The sequence below is a fragment of the Clostridium sp. Marseille-Q5894 genome (genome assembly GCF_946902305.1).
Taxonomy (GTDB): domain Bacteria; phylum Bacillota_I; class Bacilli_A; order Erysipelotrichales; family Coprobacillaceae; genus Thomasclavelia.
Map to the genome: position 1 here is coordinate 147,528 of NZ_CAMPPT010000002.1, position 23,222 is coordinate 170,749.

The following is a 23,222-nucleotide window of genomic DNA, read 5'->3' on the forward strand; positions in this document are numbered from 1 at the left end:
TAAACATATCCTTTAACAAACTGTTAAAGGATATGTTATAATTGGCAAAGAATGAGGAGGACATGCTGATGGATAAAAAAATATCTCAAGAATTAATGGCTTTTATAAAACAGAGTCCTACAGCATTTCACGCTGTAGATAACATGAAAAAAATGTTAAAAGAAAATGATTATGAAGAATTATTAGAAGGACAGGCTTGGAAAATTAAACCCGGTAAACGATATTTTGTATCAAGAAATAATTCAAGTATCATCGCTTTTAATTTAGGATCAAAATTAGATAAATATAGTTTCAATGTAGCTGCTTCACATAGCGATTCACCAACATTTAAAATCAAGGAAAATGCTGAAATTGAAATCAAAGGAAAATATACACAGTTAAATACTGAAGGTTATGGTGGAATGTTGTGTGCTACCTGGTTTGATCGACCATTATCAATTGCCGGAAGAGTGTTGATTCAAGAAGGTAATAGCTATATTACGAAACTTGTTAATATCGATCGTGATTTAGTGATGATTCCTAATGTTGCAATTCATATGAATCGTGCAGTAAATGATGGTTTTGCTTATAATAAACAAATTGATATGCTGCCATTATTTGGTGGAAGTGATAGTAAAGCTGGTGATTTAAAACATTTAATTGCTGAGCAATTAAATGTTGCCGATGAAAATATCTATGGGATGGATCTATATCTATATAATCGTATGGAACCATCTATTTGGGGTGTTAATGAGGAATTTATCTCATGTTCACAATTAGATGACTTACAATGTGCGTATGCTTCTTTACAAGGATTTTTAAAAGGAAGCAATGACCAGTCTATTAATGTTTTTGCTTGTTTTGATAATGAAGAAGTAGGTTCGGGAACAAAACAAGGGGCAGGCTCAACATTCTTATACGATATTTTAAAACGTGTGAATAATGCGTTAGGGAAAAATGATGAAGAATTTTATCAGGCATTAGCTTCTAGTTTTATGTTAAGCGCCGATAATGCTCATGCAGTTCATCCTAATCATCCTGAAAAAACAGATGTTAATAATTGTGTGTATTTAAATGAAGGTGTTGTAGTTAAATCGCATGCGGGACAAAAATATACGAGTGATGCTCTTAGTATAGCAGTGTTTAAAGGCTTATGTAAAAAAGCTAATGTGCCAGTACAATTTTTTGCGAATCGCTCGGATGCTTTAGGAGGCAGTACGTTAGGAAATATAGCTATGGCTCAAGTTTCTATGAATTGTGTTGATATTGGATTACCACAATTAGCAATGCATTCTTCATATGAAACAGCAGGAATCAAAGATACATATTATATGATCAAAGTTATGGAAGAATTCTTTAATAGTCATATCGAAGAAACAAGTGCACATGAATTAAAGGTTACTAAGTAATGCGAAAAAATAATTTAAAGAAGGAAGTACTTGAAAAATATGTAATATCAGGATTATGGCAGACGATGTGTGGTTATATAGTTTTATTATTTATAAAAGAACTATTAACAAACAATTATTTAATTAACTTTTCTATTGATGTGTTAGTTGCAATTATTGCTTTTTATATAACATTAAATAATTTGATTAATCAATATAAATTAATTAAAGAGAACGATATTTCAATGAAACCATTTTATTTTCAAATCTTTGGTTTTATCTTGGGGTTATTTATATCTATTATGACTTTAAAAACTCCTTTTGATATTTCTTTTGTAATCCTTGTAGTTACTTTTATAACAAATAATAAAATGTTTGAAAATGAACTAAGTTAGAAACTTTATTAATTTAAAGTTTCTTTTATTTATAACAAATAAGAATTATTTTACCAGCTACAAAATCTAATAAATTGCTCAAACCGGTTGGTAGAGTAAGAGTTTAAGGGATTCAAACAAGAAATTAATAAAAATATAATTTGGCTGGTAAAAAAATAGAAAGTTGTTGATATATATAAGCTTTGAGGTATAATAGAAAATGAAAAGTGGCTAATTTACTAGGGTTTAATAACAACATAAGATGTATTGAAATTTGACCCTAATTCTATTGCTAATGCTGTTTCGACTTGTTTAATAACAACATAAGATGTATTGAAATAATAATATTAGTGATTGGGAATTTGGACATTATGAGTTTAATAACAACATAAGATGTATTGAAATGACAAATCTTCAGGCATATGCGATGAGTCAAGGCATTGTTTAATAACAACATAAGATGTATTGAAATGACTATTATAAATCGTATTAATTCTAATGAAGTGGAGTTTAATAACAACATAAGATGTATTGAAATGTATTTGCCATATACACATTATTTAATACTACTTCCATGTTTAATAACAACATAAGATGTATTGAAATTTGGGATGTTGACAAATGGTCCGGTTGATGTCGGGTTTAATAACAACATAAGATGTATTGAAATCGCATATGCTAGAGAACCTATTTCTAAAAAAGGTATGTTTAATAACAACATAAGATGTATTGAAATCTAAAGATGTTTGGAGATTTAGATTTGCATTTAAAGGTTTAATAACAACATAAGATGTATTGAAATCAAACAGGATGGATGATACCTGGTGACGCCATGAGGTTTAATAACAACATAAGATGTATTGAAATTTCAAACGTGCGCTATATCTCTTGTGATGAGCGTGACGTTTAATAACAACATAAGATGTATTGAAATTGATCAAGAGGCCATGTCTTTGGCTCCAGCAACATGTTTAATAACAACATAAGATGTATTGAAATTCCTGTTTGTAAGCTCAACACCATTGGCGCTCACAACGTTTAATAACAACATAAGATGTATTGAAATACGATGAAAATTTTGCGGTTTCTTCTGGAATTGCCCTAGTTTAATAACAACATAAGATGTATTGAAATATATTTTCTTGTCGCTTACTTCGTTTAGCCTGATTTGTTTAATAACAACATAAGATGTATTGAAATCAATATCGGTGATGGTACTCCTCCATTTTTACATCGGTTTAATAACAACATAAGATGTATTGAAATCCGATATTCGCGAAAACAGGCCAATAAAAATCAAGTTTAATAACAACATAAGATGTATTGAAATGTTCTTCTAACACACAACACCTTACCGCTACGTCTAGTTTAATAACAACATAAGATGTATTGAAATCATATATAGTAATCACCATGGTCTCTACAATCTTCGTTTAATAACAACATAAGATGTATTGAAATTCCTATTTAACAGTAGGAAATAAAATTTCTTTCTACGTTTAATAACAACATAAGATGTATTGAAATCCTAAATCATAATCCTGCTTATACACATAAGTTAAAGGTTTAATAACAACATAAGATGTATTGAAATTTTTGCTAAAAGTAAGCTTGTCGAAGCCCATATAAGGTTTAATATCAACATAAGATGTATTGAAATGATGATATGATTTTATTTTTTTCTCTTGTGCTTTCTTGTTTAATATCAACATAAGATGTATTGAAATTTAATTCATCGGGTCTTATAGATTCGCCATATGCAGGTTTAATATCAACATAAGATGTATTGAAATTTTAATGGAAAACACCAATAATGGCGATCAAAGAATGTTTAATATCAACATAAGATGTATTGAAATCTTAGAAGGTAAAGGATTTGACCCTCGTAAATTATTAGGTTTAATATCAACATAAGATGTATTGAAATATTGACATAATCGCTGACGTATAAAAATTAGATGTAGTTTAATATCAACATAAGATGTATTGAAATTTATTTGCAAATAAGATAGAAAAACGAAAAAAATTGTTTAATATCAACATAAGATGTATTGAAATAGCCCAGCGACGATCGTTGTTTCTAAAGATGTTTATCGTTTAATATCAACATAAGATGTATTGAAATATTTGTTTTTGATGATGAATAAGTTAAAAAATAACAGTTTAATATCAACATAAGATGTATTGAAATAGATATTAAGAGAAAATGGATTGCTTGAACTTCCAGAGTTTAATATCAACATAAGATGTATTGAAATGGATTTAGAACAAATCATCATAGATCCCGTTAGATGGTTTAATATCAACATAAGATGTATTGAAATTATAAATTTGCGTTTTTTATTTCAGAATATTTAAAGTTTAATATCAACATAAGATGTATTGAAATGAGATTATGAATAAAATAGAATTAAAGGATATAATAGTTTAATATCAACATAAGATGTATTGAAATAAACCAAGCTGAAAGAAATACTTGCGATTTAATTACGTTTAATATCAACATAAAATGTATTGAAATTTGTCAGTTTTTAATGTTGCTAACATCAACCTACGTGTTTAATATCAACATAAGATGTATTGAACTCTGATTTCAGTAATAACACCACAACAGAATTTGATTAATCAATCTCGGTTGATTAAAGAAAATGATATTTTGATAAAATCATTTTTTAGATCTTTGGACTTCTGGTAGGATTATTTATTGTAATTATGACTTTAAAAAACCTTTTGATATTTTTTGCAATTCTTGTAGTTACTTTTATAATTAGTAAAAAGATATTTGAAAAAGAATTAACCTAGAAACTTTATTTCATTAAAGTTTTATTTTTTTTGGATATTAAATTATTGTTTTAATAATCATTGACAAATTTATGTAAGCGCTTTATCATATTATTAATATAGAAGTTTTACAATTATATCTTAATTAAGATATCAGCTTTCTATGATGTCTTTTTTAAATATAATTAAAACTCTATGTGGGGAAAGAATATTAAAGAAAGTGAGGATTTTTATGAAAAAGCTATTTTCTGTGCTGCTGGTAATGACAATGTTATTTTCCGTCATGACACCATTATCAGTTCAGGGAAAAGAATTTGAAAGTACAGTTATTAGTGATCTTTCAATTCAAGGATTACGGGATGTAAAAAATTTGGAAGTAGATACAAAGACCCATGTATTTGTAACTACATATCCAGAAGAAGGCGTAGAATTATTGGTTGATTCTAAAGATTCATCAATAGCTGAGGTATCTTTAGAAGAAAATGCAATAGTTGTACAAGCTAAAAAAGCTGGAACTACAACAATAGAAGTAACTGCAAAAAAAGACGGTAAAATAGAAAATGGACAATTTAATGTTCAAGTAATTGAGCCGGTATATAAACAAACTGCTCATACAGAAGTAAATATTAATGATAATGACTGGCGGTTTAAATTAGAAAAAGATATGGAAAAAGTACCTGACAGTCAAACGGTTCCTACTATTGATAATAATTGGGAACATGTACAAGTACCACATTGCTGGAACAGTGAAGATGGTGCTGATGGTAATAATGATTATGTTAAAGGTAAAGGATGGTATATCACTGATGTAGATTTTACGAGTAATACTTATGAAAATAAAAATGTATTTTTAGAAGTACAGGGTGCTTGTAAGATTACTGACGTATATGTAGACGGAAAATATCTTGGTCAGCATGAAGGTGGATATTCTAATTTTAGATTTGATATTACTGATTATGTAAAAAAAGATGGTTTAACGCAAATAGCGTTATGTGTAGATAACCGAGTTAATTCATTAATGCCTTTGTCAGGAGATTTTACAGTATTTGGTGGTTTATACCGTGATGTTAATATTATTGCTGTTGATGATAGTCATTTTGATTTATTAGATCATGGAAGTGAAGGGGTCTTAATTAATCAGGCTGTAATTGATAATGTAACTAAAGATTCTACAGTTACAGATGTTTTTGGTGCTGGTGGTAAGATTAATATTGATGCTAGAGTTGCTGTTAATAATGAGGAAAAGGCATATATGCAAACAGTTGTGTATGATGCAAATTGGGATGAAGTTTCTCGAAATGAAAAAATTGAAATTAACGGTACTGGCGAAATCCAAAATGTAAATGAACAAATCATCGTAGATGATCCTCATTTATGGAATGGGGTTAAAGATCCATATTTATATAATGTAAAAGTGTTCTTATACGATGAAAATAATGATATCAAAGATGTTGTATATAAAAAAATTGGTTTTAGATTTTATTATGTTGATGAAAATGAAGGATTTTTCTTAAATGGTGAATCATATCCATTACGTGGTGTAAATAAGCATCAGGACCGCATGGATAAAGGATATGCAGTTAGTAAAAAAGATCAGGAAGAAGATATGGCAATGATTGCAGATATTGGTGCTAATGCTTTGCGTTTGGCTCATTATCAACATGATGAATATGCTTATGAATTAGCTGATATATACGGTATCTGTGCATGGGCAGAAATTCCGTTAGTTAATAGTATGACAGCAAGTGAACATTTTACTGAAAGTACAAAAAATAATTTAGAGGAATTAATAAAGCAAAATATATCTCATCCATCGATCGTTGTATGGGGAATTCATAATGAACAATAGCCAAATAATGGTGGAAGGATAAATACGCTCTTACGTGATTTATATGAATTATCTCATGAATTAGATAATTCGCGTTTAGTTACTGTAGCGACAGCACAAAGTCAAAGTGCTGCTTTAAGCTGGCAGTCTGATGTTAGTGCATGGAATAAATATTTTGGTTTATACGAATCACAGGATGTACGTTATTTTGGAACTTGGCTTGATCAAGTAAAAGAATATGCTCAGAGTCATGATACTATTGATGTTACCGATGAAAGTACTGGTGAGACAATTACCGTTAATGTAAATGGAAAAATTGGAATGAGTGAATACGGGGTTGGAAGTAATGTTGAATATCATGAAGAAAATCCTGGATATCGAGTAGGAACTAGCTTTGATGCTTATCAAACCGAAGAATTCCAAGCACAGTGGCACGAAATCTATTATCAGGCAATAGAAGAGCGGCCATGGTTGTGGGGAACTTTTGTATGGAATATGTTTGAGTTTGGTTCTGATAGTCGCAGTGAAGCTGGTAGAAAAGGAATTAATAACAAAGGAATGGTTTCATATGACCGTACTTTGAAAAAAGATGTATATTATTTTTATCGGGCTACCTGGTCAAAAGATCCAACTTTACATATCACAAGTAAAAGATTTGAAAATCGTTATCAGGATGTTATTTCAGCAAAAGTATATGCCAATATGGATGAAGTTGAATTAATCGTAAATGGTGTTTCTCAGGGTATTGTAACAGCAAGTGAAGTTGAACAGCATAAATTTATGTGGGATATAACTTTACAATCAGGTGAAAATCATATTGTTGCAATTGGTAGAAAAGACGGTAAAACATATGTTGATGAAACAACATGGAATCGAAAATTATACGATACAGTTTCAATCTCTTCAAATTTATATAATTTTGCATATGTAAATGATGAAAATAGTACTGTTTCAGGAATTCCGGCAGGAACTAAAGTACAAGATTTTAAAGCAAATGTAACTTTATCAAATGGTACTAGTGTTGAAGTTTATGATAGTGATAAGAGTACTTTATTAGATGATGATATATCGATTAGCTACGATATGTGGATCAAAGCAATCAGTGAAGATCAAGAACATGCGGTTTGGTATAGAGTAATCGTTCAGCCAATATCACGAAATAAGCCAGTAATCGTAGAAAATGAAAAAAGTGGCGAACCAAAAGAAAATATGGTTGATGGTAAAACAGATACGGCATGGAATTCAGGAATAGCTTTATCTACACAGTCACCACAAAATGCAATTATTGATTTACAAGATACTTATTATGTTTATGATACTAATGTATTATGGTGGGATCATGACACTAGTCATCGTACATTTACATATTCGGTTTATTTAAGCCAGGATAATGTAAATTGGACTAAAGTTATTGATTCAACTAAGAGTAGTGATCAAAGCAGTGGAATGAGCTGGTCTAATCGTAATTTTGAACCACAACTAGCTCGATATGTAAAAATTGAAGGACTTTCGGCAACTAATTCAGTAGCCTCAATGTATATTCGTGAAGTTGAAGTACATGGTTTTATGTTAAAGAGTGATATCTATCGCATTGATAATGCCAATGCTAAAATAAAAGGCTGGTCAGGTGATAATGTTGAAGATTTATTAGGAAATCTAATAGTTGATGGAAACTTTGATAAGATTTCGATCATTGATCAAGATGGTAATACTGTTAGTAGTGGTGAACTTGATGCTAAGATGAAAGTTGTTATTAGCACAGGAGATGAAGAAATTATTTATGCTCTAGAAAAGAGCGGTTTAGATACTACGCCAGTTTCACAAAACAAAAAAGTAATTGCTTTTGAAGGTGTAGATAGTGATGGTGTAACTAAACCTAATGAAGATGTTTTAGAAGGCGAAAATGATCTTGTTCATGGTAAGAATTATGCACCTGCTCATTATATTAACGATGGCAAACTTGATACAAGATGGAGCGGTGCGATGAATGCTGCTCATGATAAAGCAATTTATCCTGCTAAAGTATGCATTGATTTAGGTGCTGATTATCATTTAAATCATATAGATTTAACTTTCTATGGTGGAACGACGCCACATAATGAAAATAATGTAAATCGTTATTATACATATAAAATCTATGCTGCAGATAACTTAGATGTTTTACAGCAAGAAACAATTGATGAAAAATATTTAATTGTTGATGGTAGTGATAATATTGAGAAAAAAGAAAATCATGTAATAGAAGATTTAAATGCTAAGGGACGATATGTTCTATTAGAAATTGATGGTAAAAGCACAAGTTATGCATACCATGCTCCGAGTGTTTGGGAGATGGAAATAGAAGGTTATCAAATAAATTCAGCAGTATATAATGTTGATGAAAGTAATCATATTATTAGTGGTTTAAGTATTGGAACTACGGTAGCAGAATTATTGAATCAATTAGAAATTGATGGAAATGCAAAAATAAGTGTTGTTGATGGTAATAATGAGTTAGATGATCAAGATGTTATTTATGAAGGTGTTTCTTTAATTATTGAAAGTTTAAATCAAGAAATTAAAGATACCTATACTTTATCATTTGCTGATCATAGTACTACTCCGATATCTCAAAATCAGCCAGTACAGGCATTAGTTACCGAAGAAGAGGTAGATGGTAAGATCGTTGCTAATGAAGATGTGGCTAAAGGTTTTGTTGTTACTAATATCAATGATGGTAATATCGATACAAGATGGAGTGGAGTAATGAATGCTGCTCGAACTCAAAGCTATTATCCAGCAACAGTTCATATAGACCTTACTGAAAAAGCAGATACAAATGATTGGTTCTATCTTACTGGAGTTACGATTGACTGGTTTAATTCAGCTTCAAAACGCTCTTATCAATATGAATTACATGCCTTGAATCCAGTAGGAATAGCTGGTGGTTATGATCTAGTTAATAATGATAATACAATTCAGGATCATACAGAGCATTGGGTTGAAGGAAAAACATCACAAATTAAAGATATGAATTTAACAGTAAATAGTTCTAGCTTACAGCTAGCATATATTCCAGCTGTTGTAAAGGAAATAAAAGTATTTGGTTGGCGACTTGGAGGAAATATTGTTGATGAAAGTAATGCAACAGTTAAACTTGATGATACTTCAATTAGTGTCGCTAAGCTTATAGCTATGCTGCAACCAAAAGGAAATTGTACTGTAGAAATTCAAACTAATGAAGGAATTATAAAAAATAGTAATGATATAGTTACTCGAAACGATAAAGTTGTTGTAAAAGATATTCGTGATCAAGAATTTATTTATACAATTAAATCAGCTGTTGATTTAGATTTTTCTAAGTTACAACAATTATTGGATATTTGTGATCAATTACAAGAAAATGATTATACTGAAGAAAGCTGGTTAGAATTTGTTGAAATACGCCAAGAAGCTAGAACAGTTTTAGAAAATGCTGTTAGCCAAAATGATATTGATAGTGCTATTGAAAAATTACAGCTTGCAAAAGATAACTTAGTAGAAAAAGAAATTATAACTACTGATAAATTTGCATTATCAATAGCTGTTGAAATGGCAAATAATGTAACTGAAGAACAGTTAGCTAATGTCGTTCCAGCTGTCGTTAATGAATTTAAAGCAGCACTACAAGAAGCAACAGTAATCTTAGCTGATGATAGTGCCAGTCAGGAAACTATCAATGCTTCATTTGCCCGCTTATCAGTTGCGATGCAGATGTTAGAATTTGTAAAAGGTGATAAGAGTGCTTTAGAAGCTTTGATCAATGAAGCAAATAGTTATGCAGAAGAAAACTATACAGTCACTTCATGGACAGCATTTAAAGAAGCCTTAGAAGCAGCTAATGCGGTAGTAAATGATGAAAATGCAATGCAGGAAGAAGTAGATGCAGCTTATGCTGATTTACAGACAGCAATCAATAACTTAGAAACAGCAGCTAAGGCAGATAAGACATTATTAGAAGGATTAGTAAATCATATTCTAGGACTAGATAAAGATAAGTATGTTGAAGAATCATGGAATGCGATGGTACCAGTATTACAGAAAGCACAGGATGTTTTAGCGGATCAAAAAGCTAGTCAAAGCGAAGTCGATAAAGTATATATCGAATTAGTAACAGCATTCTTGAATTTAAGATTCAAACCAGTAGAAGAGGTAGATAAAACTGAGTTAGAAGCATTAATAAAAGAAGCAGAAGGCTATGATGAAGAAGAATATACACCAAGTACATGGAATGTATTAGAGGAAGCTTTAGAAGCAGCTAAAGAAGTAATGAATAATGAAAATGCTACAGAAGCTGAAGTAGAAAAAGCAGTCAATGATTTACAAGAAGCAATCAATGCTTTAACAAAGAAAGCCGATAAAGGATTCTTAGAAGAGTTGGTCAATAGAGTAGAAGAATATAATGAAGAAGACTATACAACAGGATCGTGGGCAGGATTACAGGAAGCTTTAGAAGCAGCAAAAGAAGTATTGGCAAATGAAGAAGCTACAGAAGCAGAAGTAATCGATGCATACAATAATTTAATCGATGCAGTTGAAAACTTAATCTTAAGAGCAGATAAGACATTACTACAGGGAATGTATGATAGGTGTGAAGGATTAGATAAGAGTAAATATACAGAAGCAAGTGTTACAAACTTAGCAGAACCAATGGCAAAAGCTAAAGCAGTATTAGATGATCCAAATGTAACACAAGATGAGGTAGATAATGCATATTATGGATTATTGAAAGCATATTTAGATTTGCGGTTGATCCCAAATAAAGAATTGTTGACAGGAACGATTGCTAAAGCGATGGAGCTAAATAAAGTAAATTATAGTGCAAAGACATGGGCAGTAGTAGAAGAAGCGTTAAAAGAAGCTAAAGCAGTAGCAAATGATCCTGAAGCAGTGCAAAGTGAAGTAGATAAAGCCAAAGATACTTTAACAAAAGCAATCGAAGGGTTAGAAAGTACATCAGTTGTAAAAACAGGAGATACAACAAGTGTCGCTACTGGTGATAATACTAATCTAACAGCAGTATTAGGGACAGCTGTTTCCTTAAGTGCAATTGCGTATTTATCTAGAAAGAAAAAGCAATGAAAATAAAAAGATTTATCTAGTTCTTACTCGATAATTAAAAATAAGGAAGAATTGAAATTTATCGATAATTTTGACTCTTCCTTTTATATTTTTATTAAAAAACAAGAAAGAGCCTATTTTTAGATAGATTTTTTTGATATCTTTAAGCGAGAATATAAAAGATTGAGAAAAATATTATTGACCTAAAGTTAACTTTAAGGATTATAATAATTATATATAACAAGTAAGAATACGAGGAGTGGTGAAAGTGGAAAAAGCAAAAGTATATTTTACAAAAGAGATTACCCCTGAGGCAATGATCAAAATGTATGAAATATTAAAAGTTGAACTTTCTGGAAAAGTGGCTGTAAAAGTTCATTCTGGTGAAGTTGGTAACCAAAATTTTATTAAACCTGATTTTATGGAACCAATAATTAAATATGTAAATGGGACGATTGTTGAATGTAATACAGCGTACGAAGGGAAAAGAAATACAACTAAGGAACATTGGGAAACGATGAAATTACATGGCTGGTGTGATATTGCAAGTGTTGATATTCTAGATGAAGATGGAGAAATGGAATTACCAGTAAAAAAAGGTTATCATTTAAAAGTAAATTATGTTGGTGATCATTTAAAAAATTATGATTCTATGTTAGTATTAAGTCATTTTAAAGGGCATCCAATGGGTGGCTTTGGTGGTGCATTAAAAAATATTTCCATTGGAATTGCTTCGTCACATGGTAAAGCTCATATTCATGGTGCAGGTGTTCCTGAAGAAATTTGGACTGCTGATCATGATTCATTTTTAGAATCAATGGCTGATGCAGCTCAGACAATTGTTAATTATTATCAAGAAAATATTGTTTTTATAAATGTTATGTGTAATATGTCAGTTGATTGTGATTGCTGTGCAGTGGCTGAAGATCCTGCAATTGCTGATATTGGAATCCTTTGTTCAACTGATCCAGTGGCGTTAGATCAAGCTTGTTTAGATTTAGTTTATGCATCAAATGATCCTGGTAAACAACATTTATTAGAACGAATCGAGTCAAGAAATGGTGTGCATACAGTTGAAGCTGCTGCAGCTTTAAAAATTGGTAGTCGTGAATATGAATTAATTGATATTGATCAAAATAAATAGACAGCTAGTAAAGTTGTCTATTTTTATAAATAAAAGGAACTGTTATTAACAGTCCCAAATTATTAATTTTCAATTGGTTCAAAATCAGCAACACCATGTTTACATAATGGGCAAATATAATCATCAGGTAATGTATCACCTTCATAAACAAAACCACATACTTTACATACAAATCCTTTTTTACCTTCAGTATTAGGTTTAGGTTTAACATTATCTTGATAATAAGTATAGCTCATTGTTTCTTTATCAGACATAACACGTGCTTCAGTTACTTTACAAATGAACATACCATGAGTTTCTAAATCAACATAGTTTTCAACCTCAAGTGACATAAACGCATTAATATAACGAGGTAAAAAAGCAAGTCCGTTATCAGAGTATAAAGGTTTAAAATCAGCAAATTTATCTGTTGTTCGACCACTTTTAAAACCAAAACGTTCAAAAACATTAAATGGTGCATCCACTGATAAACAGTTTACGTTTAATTTACCTGTTTGTTTGATCACATGATGTGAATAGTTTTGTTTATTGATATTTACAGCTACACGATTTGGAGAATCACTAACTTGAGTAACAGTATTAACAATTAAACCATTATCTTTTTTTCCATCATTACTTGTAACTACATACAAACCATAACCAATTCTAAATAATGCACTCATATCATGTTTATTTGCTTTTTCATCAGATTGTGCAATATAGTCACGGCATAATTCTTCGGATAACTTATCAATTGCTTCGATAGTATCAGCTTTAACTGCAGATTTAACAGTTACTGAATTATCGCTATAAGTAATTTTTTTACATCCTGATAGCATTTCTTTCATCACTTTTATTGCAAGTGGTGACCAAGAACCGTTTTCAATAAATGCAACAGTACGATTTTGGAAGTTTCTTTCAGTTAAGTGATGGATATATTCTTTCATAAAAGGGAATACATCAGCATTATATGTAGTCGTTGCTAAAACTAATTTACCATAACGAAAAGCATTCTCAACAGCTTTAGCCATATCATCACGTGCTAAATCATGAATAATAACCTTCGGGCATCCTTTTTCTTCTAATTTTCCAGCTAAAATTTCAACAGCTTTTTTAGTATTTCCATAAACTGAAGTATAGGCAATTACAATTCCTTCACTTTCAATATTATATGAAGACCAGATATCATATAAATTAATATAGTAACCTAAATTTTCAGTCAATACGGGACCATGAAGTGGACAAATTATTTGAATATCTAGACCAGCAGCCTTTTTTAATAATGCTTGTACTTGAGCACCATATTTTCCAACAATTCCAATATAATAACGGCGTGCTTCATCAGCCCATTCTTCTTTAACATCATTTGCTCCAAATTTTCCAAATCCATCAGCAGAGAATAAAACTTTATCTTTTGCATCATAAGTAACCATTACTTCTGGCCAATGTACCATTGGTGCAAATACAAATGTTAAAGTATGTTCACCTAAACATAGAGTTGCTCCATTTTTTACTTCAAGTCTTTTTACAGATGAATCTAAATCAAAAAACTGATCCATCATAGCAAATGTTTTTGCATTAGCAACAATTGTAGTATCAGGATATATTTTAATAAAATTTTTAATGTTTGCAGAATGATCTGGTTCCATATGCTGAACGATCAAATAATCTGGAGTTTTATCATTTAAAACATCAGCTAGATTATCTAGCCATTCATGAGTAAAATTAATATCTACAGTATCCATTACTGCAATTTTTTCATCCATAATTACATATGAATTATATGCCATTCCATTAGGAACAACATATTGTCCTTCAAATAAATCGACATTATGATCGTTAACACCTACATAACGAATATCTTTTGAAATTTCCATAGTTCTCTCCTTACCTTATTTAATAATCATTAAAATTATAGTACATTACTATTCTAAAATCAACGAATTAGCTCTGTATATTAAGGAATAAAAATCGATATTATTTTTAGAAATATTTTAAAAATAAAAAAATATCCAAAAATCAATAAAGATAGCTCTTGAAATCGAAAATAATGATTAAAATTTAAATCCATGATATAATATCCCTCATAAGAAAACAAATAATAAATGAAGGCAGGTAAGATGATATGAGAAGAAGTGATAGAGAAATAACAGATATCAAAGAAATAATCAAAGTGATGGAAAAATGTGATGTATGCAGATTAGCGTTGAACGATGAAGGATATCCTTATATTTTGCCACTTAATTTTGGGATGCAGGTAAAAGATGATAAGATCACTCTTTATTTTCATGGCGCAACTGAGGGAAGAAAATATGCATTGATTGCCAAAGATAATCGAGTGAGTTTTGAAATGGATTGCTCACATAGATTGGTGATGGATGTAGATCAGGGTAATTGTACAATGGAATATGAAAGTGTTATTGGTAAAGGGAAAATAGAGATACTTTCAGAAGAAGAAAAATATGAGGCTTTATGCATTTTGATGAAACATTATCATCAAGAAGATTTTCAATTTAATCTGGCAGTAATGCCTAAAACAACAGTAATGAAACTAGTCGTTGAAAATGTTACAGGTAAGATACGGATGAAGAAAAAGAATAAATTTTAATTACGATAAATTTATAAAAGTAGAATATATTCTTTTATAGGATGTTTTTGTTATTACTAATTTGATTATAAGTAGTTTTTATCGTTCAAAATAATCGATACAACAATCATGCTTAACTAATCATAATAGTTAACATGATTGTTTTTATATTTAGAAAATTTCATAAAATATTTTATTTTTTAACAGGAGTTATTTTTCAAAATCTATTTGTACCAGTTTTTTTTCATTAGGCAATAGATACTCCAGAGTTTTGATAGGATGATAACCGATTTCATACATTGTGTTTTCTAATACGTGTTCTTCCATTTGATGATGTATCTGCTCCAAATCGTCAAATACATGAAGATAAGGGGAGTCAGACACCCAGTTATTTTCTATATTGATTTGAATAATGCATGAAACATATTTTGGATCTACCTGCTTGATTGCTTTTTGAAAACATTCATATCCAATATACTCAATCAACAGATTTGCAATAACCATATCTGCTTTTGGTAACTTATCAGTTTCGTCTATCAAATTAATACACAGACATTTTAGAAGGTCACCTAATTCTGGATATCTTTGAACAACCGCTTGCAGATAAGTAGAGTTGATGTCAATTCCATATACTTTTTCAAATCTGTCTTTTTGAATATGTTCAAGACCATTCCCGCCAGCAATACCAAATATCATTACACTAGAAATGGGATAAGTATCAAATTGACCTTTCATCATTTTGTTCATAGCTTGTAATTGCATAACTGAATCAAGCTTCATATGACTCTCATAATCAGTTAATGGTATTTCTTTCCATGGATTTTTCATTTTTCACCTCATTAAATACTAAATTATTTATTTTTATATTCTATTATAATGATTTCATATATTACCAGCAATGAAAATCTAATTTGCTGGCTTATTTTTTGATTTTATAGGTGGTGAATTATTTTATAAATATAATATAAAATGGATGAAAAGGGTAAAATAAGCAAAAAATTTGAATATAAAAAGTTTAAATAATACAATATCTAATTATTAATGGTTAGATTTTTAGAAAAAAGAATTTAAAGTTAAAATATTGATATATAAGATATTATTTGCTAGGATATTAAAAATGAGAGTTGTAGTAGGTGTGGAGGATTTTAAATTAGATGATTGGATTGGGTACATTATTTAATATCATAGCTATTGTTATTGGGGGAACTGTTGGTTTTTTAGTTAGAAAAGGAATGAAAAATCATTATCAAGATACTTTGATGATGGCAATGGGAGTATGTGTTATTTTCATTGGAATATCTGGAGCACTAAAAGAAATGCTGATAATTGATAATGGTGTTATTAATACTACAGGGACAATGATGATGATCAGCAGTTTTTTTATAGGATCATTAATAGGTGAATGGCTAGGAATTGAAAAACATATTGAACAATTTGGAAATTGGTTAAAGAAAAAAACTAATAATGATGACGACGCTTCATTTATCAATGGTTTTGTTACTGCTTCTTTAACTGTGTGTGTTGGTGCAATGGCAGTTATTGGTGCTTTACAAGATGGTATTATGAAAGATTATTCTACTTTGATGGCAAAAGGAATCATTGATATGGTAATTATTATGATCATGACAACAACCTTAGGTAAAGGATGTATTTTTGCAGCAATACCGGTGGGGATTTTTCAGGGCGCAATAACTATCTTTGCTAAAATCGTGGAACCAGTTATGACGATGCAGGCATTATCAAATCTTTCATTAACTGGTTCGATCATGATTTTTATTGTCGGTGTGAATCTTGTTTGGAAGAAAAATATTAGAGTAGCAAATATGCTTCCAACACTTATTTTTGCGGTTATATTTGCATTTTTACCATTTTAAGAGAGGAGATATTATGAATAATACGAAAAAAGGAATTATATATATTATTTTGGCAGCTTTCTTTTTTGCAGCCATGAATGTTTTTGTGAAATTATCTGGGGATATTCCCTCAATTCAAAAAAGTTTTTTTAGAAATTTATTGGCTGCGATATTTGCTTTAGGTGTTTTGATTAAAAATAAAGAGGATTTTAAGTATCAAAAAAAAGATATTCCGATGCTATTATTGCGTTCTATGTTTGGAACACTGGGAATATTATGTAATTTTTATGCAGTAGATCATCTTTTGGTTAGTGATGCTTCGATGCTCAATAAATTATCACCATTTTTTGTAATTATTTTTTCAGCTTTATTTCTTAAAGAAAAAGCTAATTATATTCAAAAGATATCAATTATAGTTGCTTTTATTGGGAGTTTATTTGTTATCAAACCATCATTTGATTTTATGAATAATATTAATTCTTTAATTGGTGTTTGTGGCGCATTAGGAGCGGGAATTGCCTATACTTGTGTTAGACAATTAGGAAAACAAGGTGTAAATAGTGCAAAGATCGTTTTCTTTTTCTCATGTTTTTCATGTATTTCAGTTTTACCTTATATTGCACTAAATTATGTTTCAATGTCTTTACAACAATTGCTTTTATTAATTGGAGCGGGATTAATGGCGGCAGGTGGACAATTTTCAATTACTGCGGCTTATACTCATGCGCCAGGTAAAGATATTTCTGTATATGATTATACGCAAATTCTTTTTGCTGCGTTATTAGGTTTCTTTGTTTTGGGACAAATTCCGGATTTATTTAGTATTATAGGATATGTAATTATAATTGGAATTGCTGTTTTTAGTTTTGTTTATCAGCGTAAAATGGTTGATTAGATATAATGATTTTAATAGCACTTAATCCTTTATTTGAAAATGAAGGATTTTTATTTTATTTATCTAATATTATATTTAATTCTAAAATTACGAATAATTAAAAATTAATCTTAGTATTTTTATTGATTTTTTGTTTTAGACATTTTAGTTATTTTGTCTATTTTATAATACAATTTATCAGCGTATAATCAGGAATATATTTTGGAAAGGAGAAAATATATTGTAGATGATAATAAATTAGTGAATTATCTATAATATAATGGAAAGGAAATGGAAAAGAAAAACGGGATAAAAAAGTTTATAATTTGTATAATAAGTGCAATGATTTGTATTAGTATGTTGCCTTATAAAGCTGTATGGGCAAAAGATGATGAATTAGTTGTTCCTGATTTTAATAAGTACACGTCAGGAGACTATACATTTGAAAAATTTTCTCATGCTGATAAACCAAGACAATCACCAGATGGAATTGTTGATTATGTTGGTAATGGTGATGTAAAAACATATACACCTGGTCAAAGTGAAGATGAGTCCTATGGTGATCGTGGTCAAAGTTATTCTTGGGCAGCAATTACTTATGGTGATTATGTTTATGTAGGTACTTGTTATGCTGCAATGGGAAATACTTTAAAATTGATGGATGGTATCTTAGGTAATAAATTTGATATTGAAGTCATGAGAGCTACTTTAAATACCCTTTTTAATGGTACATTTTTCTATGGGCAAGAAGATGGTGTGGATTCTCAAGGGATTTTAGTGAAAGTTAATATCAATACTGGTGAAACTGAATTATTGATGTCTAAAAATACTACTGGACAAGCACCGCTATTCAGAAATGCAATTGAATATAATAATAAATTATATTTTTGTGGTAGTGTAAGTTCAAATGGAGTAGGGTTACCTAGTATTTATGAAATAGATCCTAAAACTGATAAAATTCAGGAAGTTTACACTGGTTTAACTTTGCAGGAATATGGTCAAGCTTATAAAGAAGGTATTTGTACAGGAATTCGTGGGATGACAGTTTATGATAACCAGTTAGTTGTTAGCTGTGTTGGTTTAAATGGCCCTTATATTATGATTACATCGAATCCTTCTGATCGCAATTCTTTTAAAGTAATTGCAGATAAAGATGATTTATTTAATTATCCTGCTTATCACTATGAAGATAGTATTTATGGCGGTTCTATCTGGGAAATAGCTTCATATAATGGAAGTCTTTATGTTGCAATGTGTACAGGGACCCCAGATAATAAGCCAGATGAACATACAATGCAATCTTTTGCAATCGTTCGAGGTGATGAAAAGTCTGATGGTACATGGCAGTGGACAAGTGTTATTGGTGACAAAGAAAAGGATAATGCTAAATATACTTTTGGTATTGATCCGCAAAGAACTCGAGCTGGTGCTTGTAATATGGTGATTTATAATGATTATCTTTACATTGGTGAATATGAAGATATTGAAATAGCTTTAGAAGATGCTATATTTAATACTAACGTTGAGTTTTTAGCCAAAAATTTGGAACAATCAGTTAATCTTTATCGTATGGATAAAAATGAAAATATTGAACTTGTTGTAGGAGATGCTACAGATATGTTTCCTGATGGAGGCGTTTCAGGTATTAGTTCTGGTTTTGGACATCATGAAAATCAATACATTTGGCAGTCAGTTGTATATGACGGGAAACTTTATTTAGGAACGTTTGATAGTAGTAGTTTATTAGAACCAATTGGGCAGTTTACTAATGGTGATTTAATTAATCGTGAACCAGAAGAATGGCAGTCACAAATTGCGTATATTAAAGTTCTTTTAGAATTGTTGGCACAAAAAAATGATAGTGGTTCTAATTTTAAACTAATGAGAGAATCTAATTCTCAAGAAAAAGCTTATGCAATGGTAGAAGAAGCTATTGAACTTGCAAACGATCGTTATAAAAATATGGCTATAAGTCCTTATAGTCAAAATAAAAAATCAAGTCAAAATAGTATAGCTTTATCAAATGAACAAAAAGAGCAGCTTGCTAATGATATTCTTAATGGGACTATTGCTACTGATTCATTAGAAGCAAAAACTGCTGAAGAATTAGCAGTCTTAAATGCAAAATTAGCACTTTGTGATGATTATTTAAATAAAAAAGGTAGTGAAGAATTTATAAATATATATGAAGAGCTTTATCAAATTTACAAAACTATTGAAGACAAGATTTCAGGTCTTCCAAATATACTTGATGAGTTATATGATAAATTATTAAATATGATGACATTAGATAATCTTAAAGCTTTTAAAGAATGTTTAGAATATCTTTCAACAGCTACAAGAGGATTTGACATGTACGTAACTGATGATGGAACTAATTTTGAAACTATTACAACAGATGGTTTTAATGATCCATATAATCATGGATTAAGAATTTTTGCAACATCTGATGATTGGATGGTTGTAGGAACAGCAAACCCATTTTATGGTACTCAGTTATGGAGGATGAAAGGCGAAGGTAGAAATAGTGATTCTATCAATCCTAATGATCCTGCTAATTCTATTAAACCAGGGACACCTGATCGGGTAGCAATGTCAGATGATTCTAAAAAATCACCAGATACAGTTAATACAGGAGATTATCAAAATATTGCTTTATGGATAATGGCTGTGGTTACATTAGGAACTACTGCGGCTTATATTCATGGAAAGAAGAAAAAATCGCTTAATTAATTTTAAATATAAAAATTATTAATATAAATGCAGGTATCAGCCTGCATTTTTTAATAAAAGTATAGGTTAATTGTAACTTTCTTTAATTTGGGTTAAAATAAAAAGAGGTGATTTTTATGTATATTCAAACACAAAATCAATCCATTATTTTTGAAAGTGATGAATTGACAGATATGCTTGGGAAAATGACTTTTCAAATTCATAGTTTTGATAAATGGGTATCTAGTCATGATACAAGAGCAAGTTATATTTATGATGATATAGAGATCGTATGTTATCGTGAAGGTGGTTCTACAACGATTATCGGTAATAAGAAATATCATTGTAAACCAGGAAGTTTTTTAGTATTAGAGCCATCACGACTGATTACCACTATTAATGAAGGCTATGAAAAATATTCATTTTATCACTTTCATTTTGATATTGAACCTGTTTATTTAAAGCATCAGTTTCTTTCATTATTAACAAAACATGGACATATGATCGAAGCCCATGAAATGTTGGATTATACAGAAATGCTAGATAGGCTATATTTGGAGGCTCAGAGAAAAGAAATTGGTTATTCTAGTATTATTACTTCAGCACTGATTCGTTTGATTGTCCAAATGATGAGAGCTCAATTAAAACGTAGTCAAGATAATCATATCGAAATAATTGATTCACCGTACATTCAAGTAGTTAATGAGGCTATAGTTTATATTCAAAATCATTTATTTGAATCAATTAGATTAAGCACGATGTCACAAGTAATTGGAGTATCTAATAGTGTTTTATATAAAGCTTTTACTAATGTGTTGAATATTCCACCAGCAAAATATATTCATCAACAAAAAATTCAATATGCTCAAAAAAGATTGCTTCTTAATAAGACAGTAACTGAAGTTGCTCAAGAGTTGGGATATTCTTCAGCATATCATTTATCAAAAGTTTTTAAACAAGTAGTTGGGATGAGTCCAAGAGAGTATAAAAAAGTAATGAGTTTAAAAAATAGAATTTAAAGATAAAAATAGTATATATAGATTTCTTTAGATACTAAATTCCAGCATATAAAATTGTAAAATATCGATAAATATGATGGATATAAATTGATTAAAATAATTTTTGAAAGATAACCTTAGCATCGTTAATTTTATTAAAGAAATAATTAAAAAGCTATAAATAAAGAAGATAGTGTCAGTATAATTAAATCACAAAGTGAAAGTTCTTTTGATGAAGAGATATTAGGATGTTAAAAAGAAGAGAATACAGATAGTTTAATTATATAATTTTACCAGGTGAAATTTTTAATAAAATGTCTAAACCTCTTGTCAGAGTAAGGGTTCAGGAGAATATGATAGAAAATTATAAAAAGAAGAATTTAGCTGGTAAAAAAATAGAAAGTTGTTGATATATATAAGCTTTGAGGTATAATGGAAAATGTAAAGTGGCTAATTTACTAGGGTTTAATAGTAACATTAGATGTATTGAAATGCTGTCTCGACTGCCTTTTTAGCAACTGCTTCCTGGTTTAATAGTAACATTAGATGTATTGAAATACGGTGACAGTTCTCAAGAGGCGCACGTTGAAGGAGGTTTAATAGTAACATTAGATGTATTGAAATTTAATTAGCACAAATATAGATGGTTTTCTATCTAACGTTTAATAGTAACATTAGATGTATTGAAATAACAAAAACGGCTAAGATTGTTAGGAATGTACAAGAAGTTTAATAGTAACATTAGATGTATTGAAATAATCCCTATGTTAGCTCAAGGTGGTTATGTAAAGGGTTTAATAGTAACATTAGATGTATTGAAATATATCCTAAAGATTTACTTTTGTCTCAGCAAAAAGTTTAATAGTAACATTAGATGTATTGAAATAATATCTATGTGATAGATACGGAATAGACGAGGAAAGTTTAATAGTAACATTAGATGTATTGAAATCAACCATTCACATACACCCCAACTCAAAATATGTACGTTTAATAGTAACATTAGATGTATTGAAATGACATAACACTTAATTTTATTGCTGCAATAATGTATGTTTAATAGTAACATTAGATGTATTGAAATAATCTGGAACTAATACTACTACTGCTCTGGGCGAGTTTAATAGTAACATTAGATGTATTGAAATCCTGTATACGACTCTAAAAATGTACTTTCTGCTATTGTTTAATAGTAACATTAGATGTATTGAAATGCTAAAAGCGTTGGTGGTCATAGAGTTTAAGCAATTGTTTAATAGTAACATTAGATGTATTGAAATCGTTTTTGAGCCTCAACCATGGCTTCTTTCTGCTTTGTTTAATAGTAACATTAGATGTATTGAAATTGCAGTCTGTATAAATCACTAAAATGTTCCATTTCGTGTTTAATAGTAACATTAGATGTATTGAAATTGCGTTTAAGTGCTAACAATTTTTCTTGTCGTTTTTGTTTAATAGTAACATTAGATGTATTGAAATAACGAAATCTTTTCACCCTTTGTAAGAATTCTAAAAGTTTAATAGTAACATTAGATGTATTGAAATGCAACCACAAAAGGTGAGATAATTGAATGGCAAACGGTTTAATAACAACATAAGATGTATTGAAATGGTGTTGCCATGGAGTATAAACTTTTAGGTCTTGA

Annotated in this window: 12 protein-coding genes, 1 pseudogene and 2 CRISPR repeat arrays (1 of these 15 only partly in view); of the genes and pseudogenes, 10 read left to right on the forward strand and 3 right to left on the reverse strand. The window is 29.8% G+C overall.

Annotation, left to right across the window (positions count from 1 at the left end):
• Positions 1–68: 68 nt before the first annotated feature.
• The 5 genes from OC535_RS03410 (at position 69) to OC535_RS03430 (ending at position 12,573) form a co-directional block, all read left to right on the forward strand.
• The gene (locus OC535_RS03410; protein ID WP_227052599.1) at positions 69–1,388 is read left to right on the forward strand and encodes a M18 family aminopeptidase; all 1,320 of its coding nucleotides are present in this window, start codon (positions 69–71) and stop codon (positions 1,386–1,388) included.
• Positions 1,388–1,762, forward strand: a complete 375-nt coding sequence (locus tag OC535_RS03415; protein WP_027090442.1) for a hypothetical protein — start codon at positions 1,388–1,390, stop codon at positions 1,760–1,762. The genes OC535_RS03410 and OC535_RS03415 overlap by 1 nt, the downstream gene beginning before the upstream one ends.
• Before the next feature lie 223 nt (positions 1,763–1,985).
• Positions 1,986–4,328: direct repeats of the CRISPR family, unit length 30 nt; unit sequence GTTTAATAACAACATAAGATGTATTGAAAT.
• Between the two features lie 426 nt (positions 4,329–4,754).
• Positions 4,755–6,371, forward strand: coding sequence for a glycoside hydrolase family 2 protein (locus OC535_RS03420; protein ID WP_498823158.1), 1,617 nt, complete (start codon positions 4,755–4,757; stop codon positions 6,369–6,371).
• Positions 6,372–6,671: 300 nt separating this feature from the next.
• Positions 6,672–11,450, forward strand: a complete 4,779-nt coding sequence (locus OC535_RS03425; protein WP_498823159.1) for a discoidin domain-containing protein — start codon at positions 6,672–6,674, stop codon at positions 11,448–11,450.
• A gap of 247 nt (positions 11,451–11,697) precedes the next feature.
• Positions 11,698–12,573: a DUF362 domain-containing protein gene (locus OC535_RS03430; RefSeq protein ID WP_498823160.1), complete on the forward strand. Its 876-nt coding sequence runs from the start codon at positions 11,698–11,700 to the stop codon at positions 12,571–12,573.
• 62 nt (positions 12,574–12,635) lie between these two features.
• Here OC535_RS03430 and OC535_RS03435 read toward each other — a convergent pair whose 3' ends face one another.
• Positions 12,636–13,235 carry a flavin reductase gene (locus tag OC535_RS03435; protein WP_498823375.1) on the reverse strand — a complete coding sequence of 200 codons (600 nt, stop codon included), beginning with the start codon at positions 13,233–13,235 and terminating at the stop codon, positions 12,636–12,638.
• 42 nt (positions 13,236–13,277) lie between these two features.
• Positions 13,278–14,429, reverse strand: a pseudogene (locus tag OC535_RS03440) (FprA family A-type flavoprotein); the annotation flags it as partial.
• Between the two features lie 248 nt (positions 14,430–14,677).
• Here OC535_RS03440 and OC535_RS03445 point away from each other — a divergent pair.
• Positions 14,678–15,160, forward strand: coding sequence for a pyridoxamine 5'-phosphate oxidase family protein (locus OC535_RS03445; protein ID WP_024722693.1), 483 nt, complete (start codon positions 14,678–14,680; stop codon positions 15,158–15,160).
• A 189-nt stretch (positions 15,161–15,349) separates the two neighbouring features.
• Here the strand turns inward: OC535_RS03445 and OC535_RS03450 are convergent, their stop codons facing one another.
• Positions 15,350–15,967, reverse strand: coding sequence for a class I SAM-dependent methyltransferase (locus OC535_RS03450; protein WP_227053734.1), 618 nt, complete (start codon positions 15,965–15,967; stop codon positions 15,350–15,352).
• A gap of 326 nt (positions 15,968–16,293) precedes the next feature.
• On the opposite strand from OC535_RS03450, the gene OC535_RS03455 reads away from it, so the two are divergent.
• From OC535_RS03455 to OC535_RS03470, 4 genes are all read left to right on the forward strand, one after another.
• Positions 16,294–17,013, forward strand: coding sequence for a DUF554 domain-containing protein (locus OC535_RS03455; protein WP_227053735.1), 720 nt, complete (start codon positions 16,294–16,296; stop codon positions 17,011–17,013).
• 13 nt (positions 17,014–17,026) lie between these two features.
• Positions 17,027–17,887 (forward strand): DMT family transporter, encoded by an 861-nt coding sequence (locus OC535_RS03460; protein ID WP_227053736.1) that lies wholly within the window; start codon positions 17,027–17,029, stop codon positions 17,885–17,887.
• A gap of 270 nt (positions 17,888–18,157) precedes the next feature.
• Complete coding sequence (locus OC535_RS03465; RefSeq protein WP_498823162.1) at positions 18,158–20,599, forward strand: hypothetical protein; 2,442 nt, start codon at positions 18,158–18,160, stop codon at positions 20,597–20,599.
• Between the two features lie 116 nt (positions 20,600–20,715).
• Positions 20,716–21,597 carry a helix-turn-helix domain-containing protein gene (locus OC535_RS03470; RefSeq protein ID WP_227053800.1) on the forward strand — a complete coding sequence of 294 codons (882 nt, stop codon included), beginning with the start codon at positions 20,716–20,718 and terminating at the stop codon, positions 21,595–21,597.
• 442 nt (positions 21,598–22,039) lie between these two features.
• Positions 22,040–23,222: direct repeats of the CRISPR family, unit length 30 nt; unit sequence GTTTAATAACAACATAAGATGTATTGAAAT (it continues 97 nt past the right edge of the window).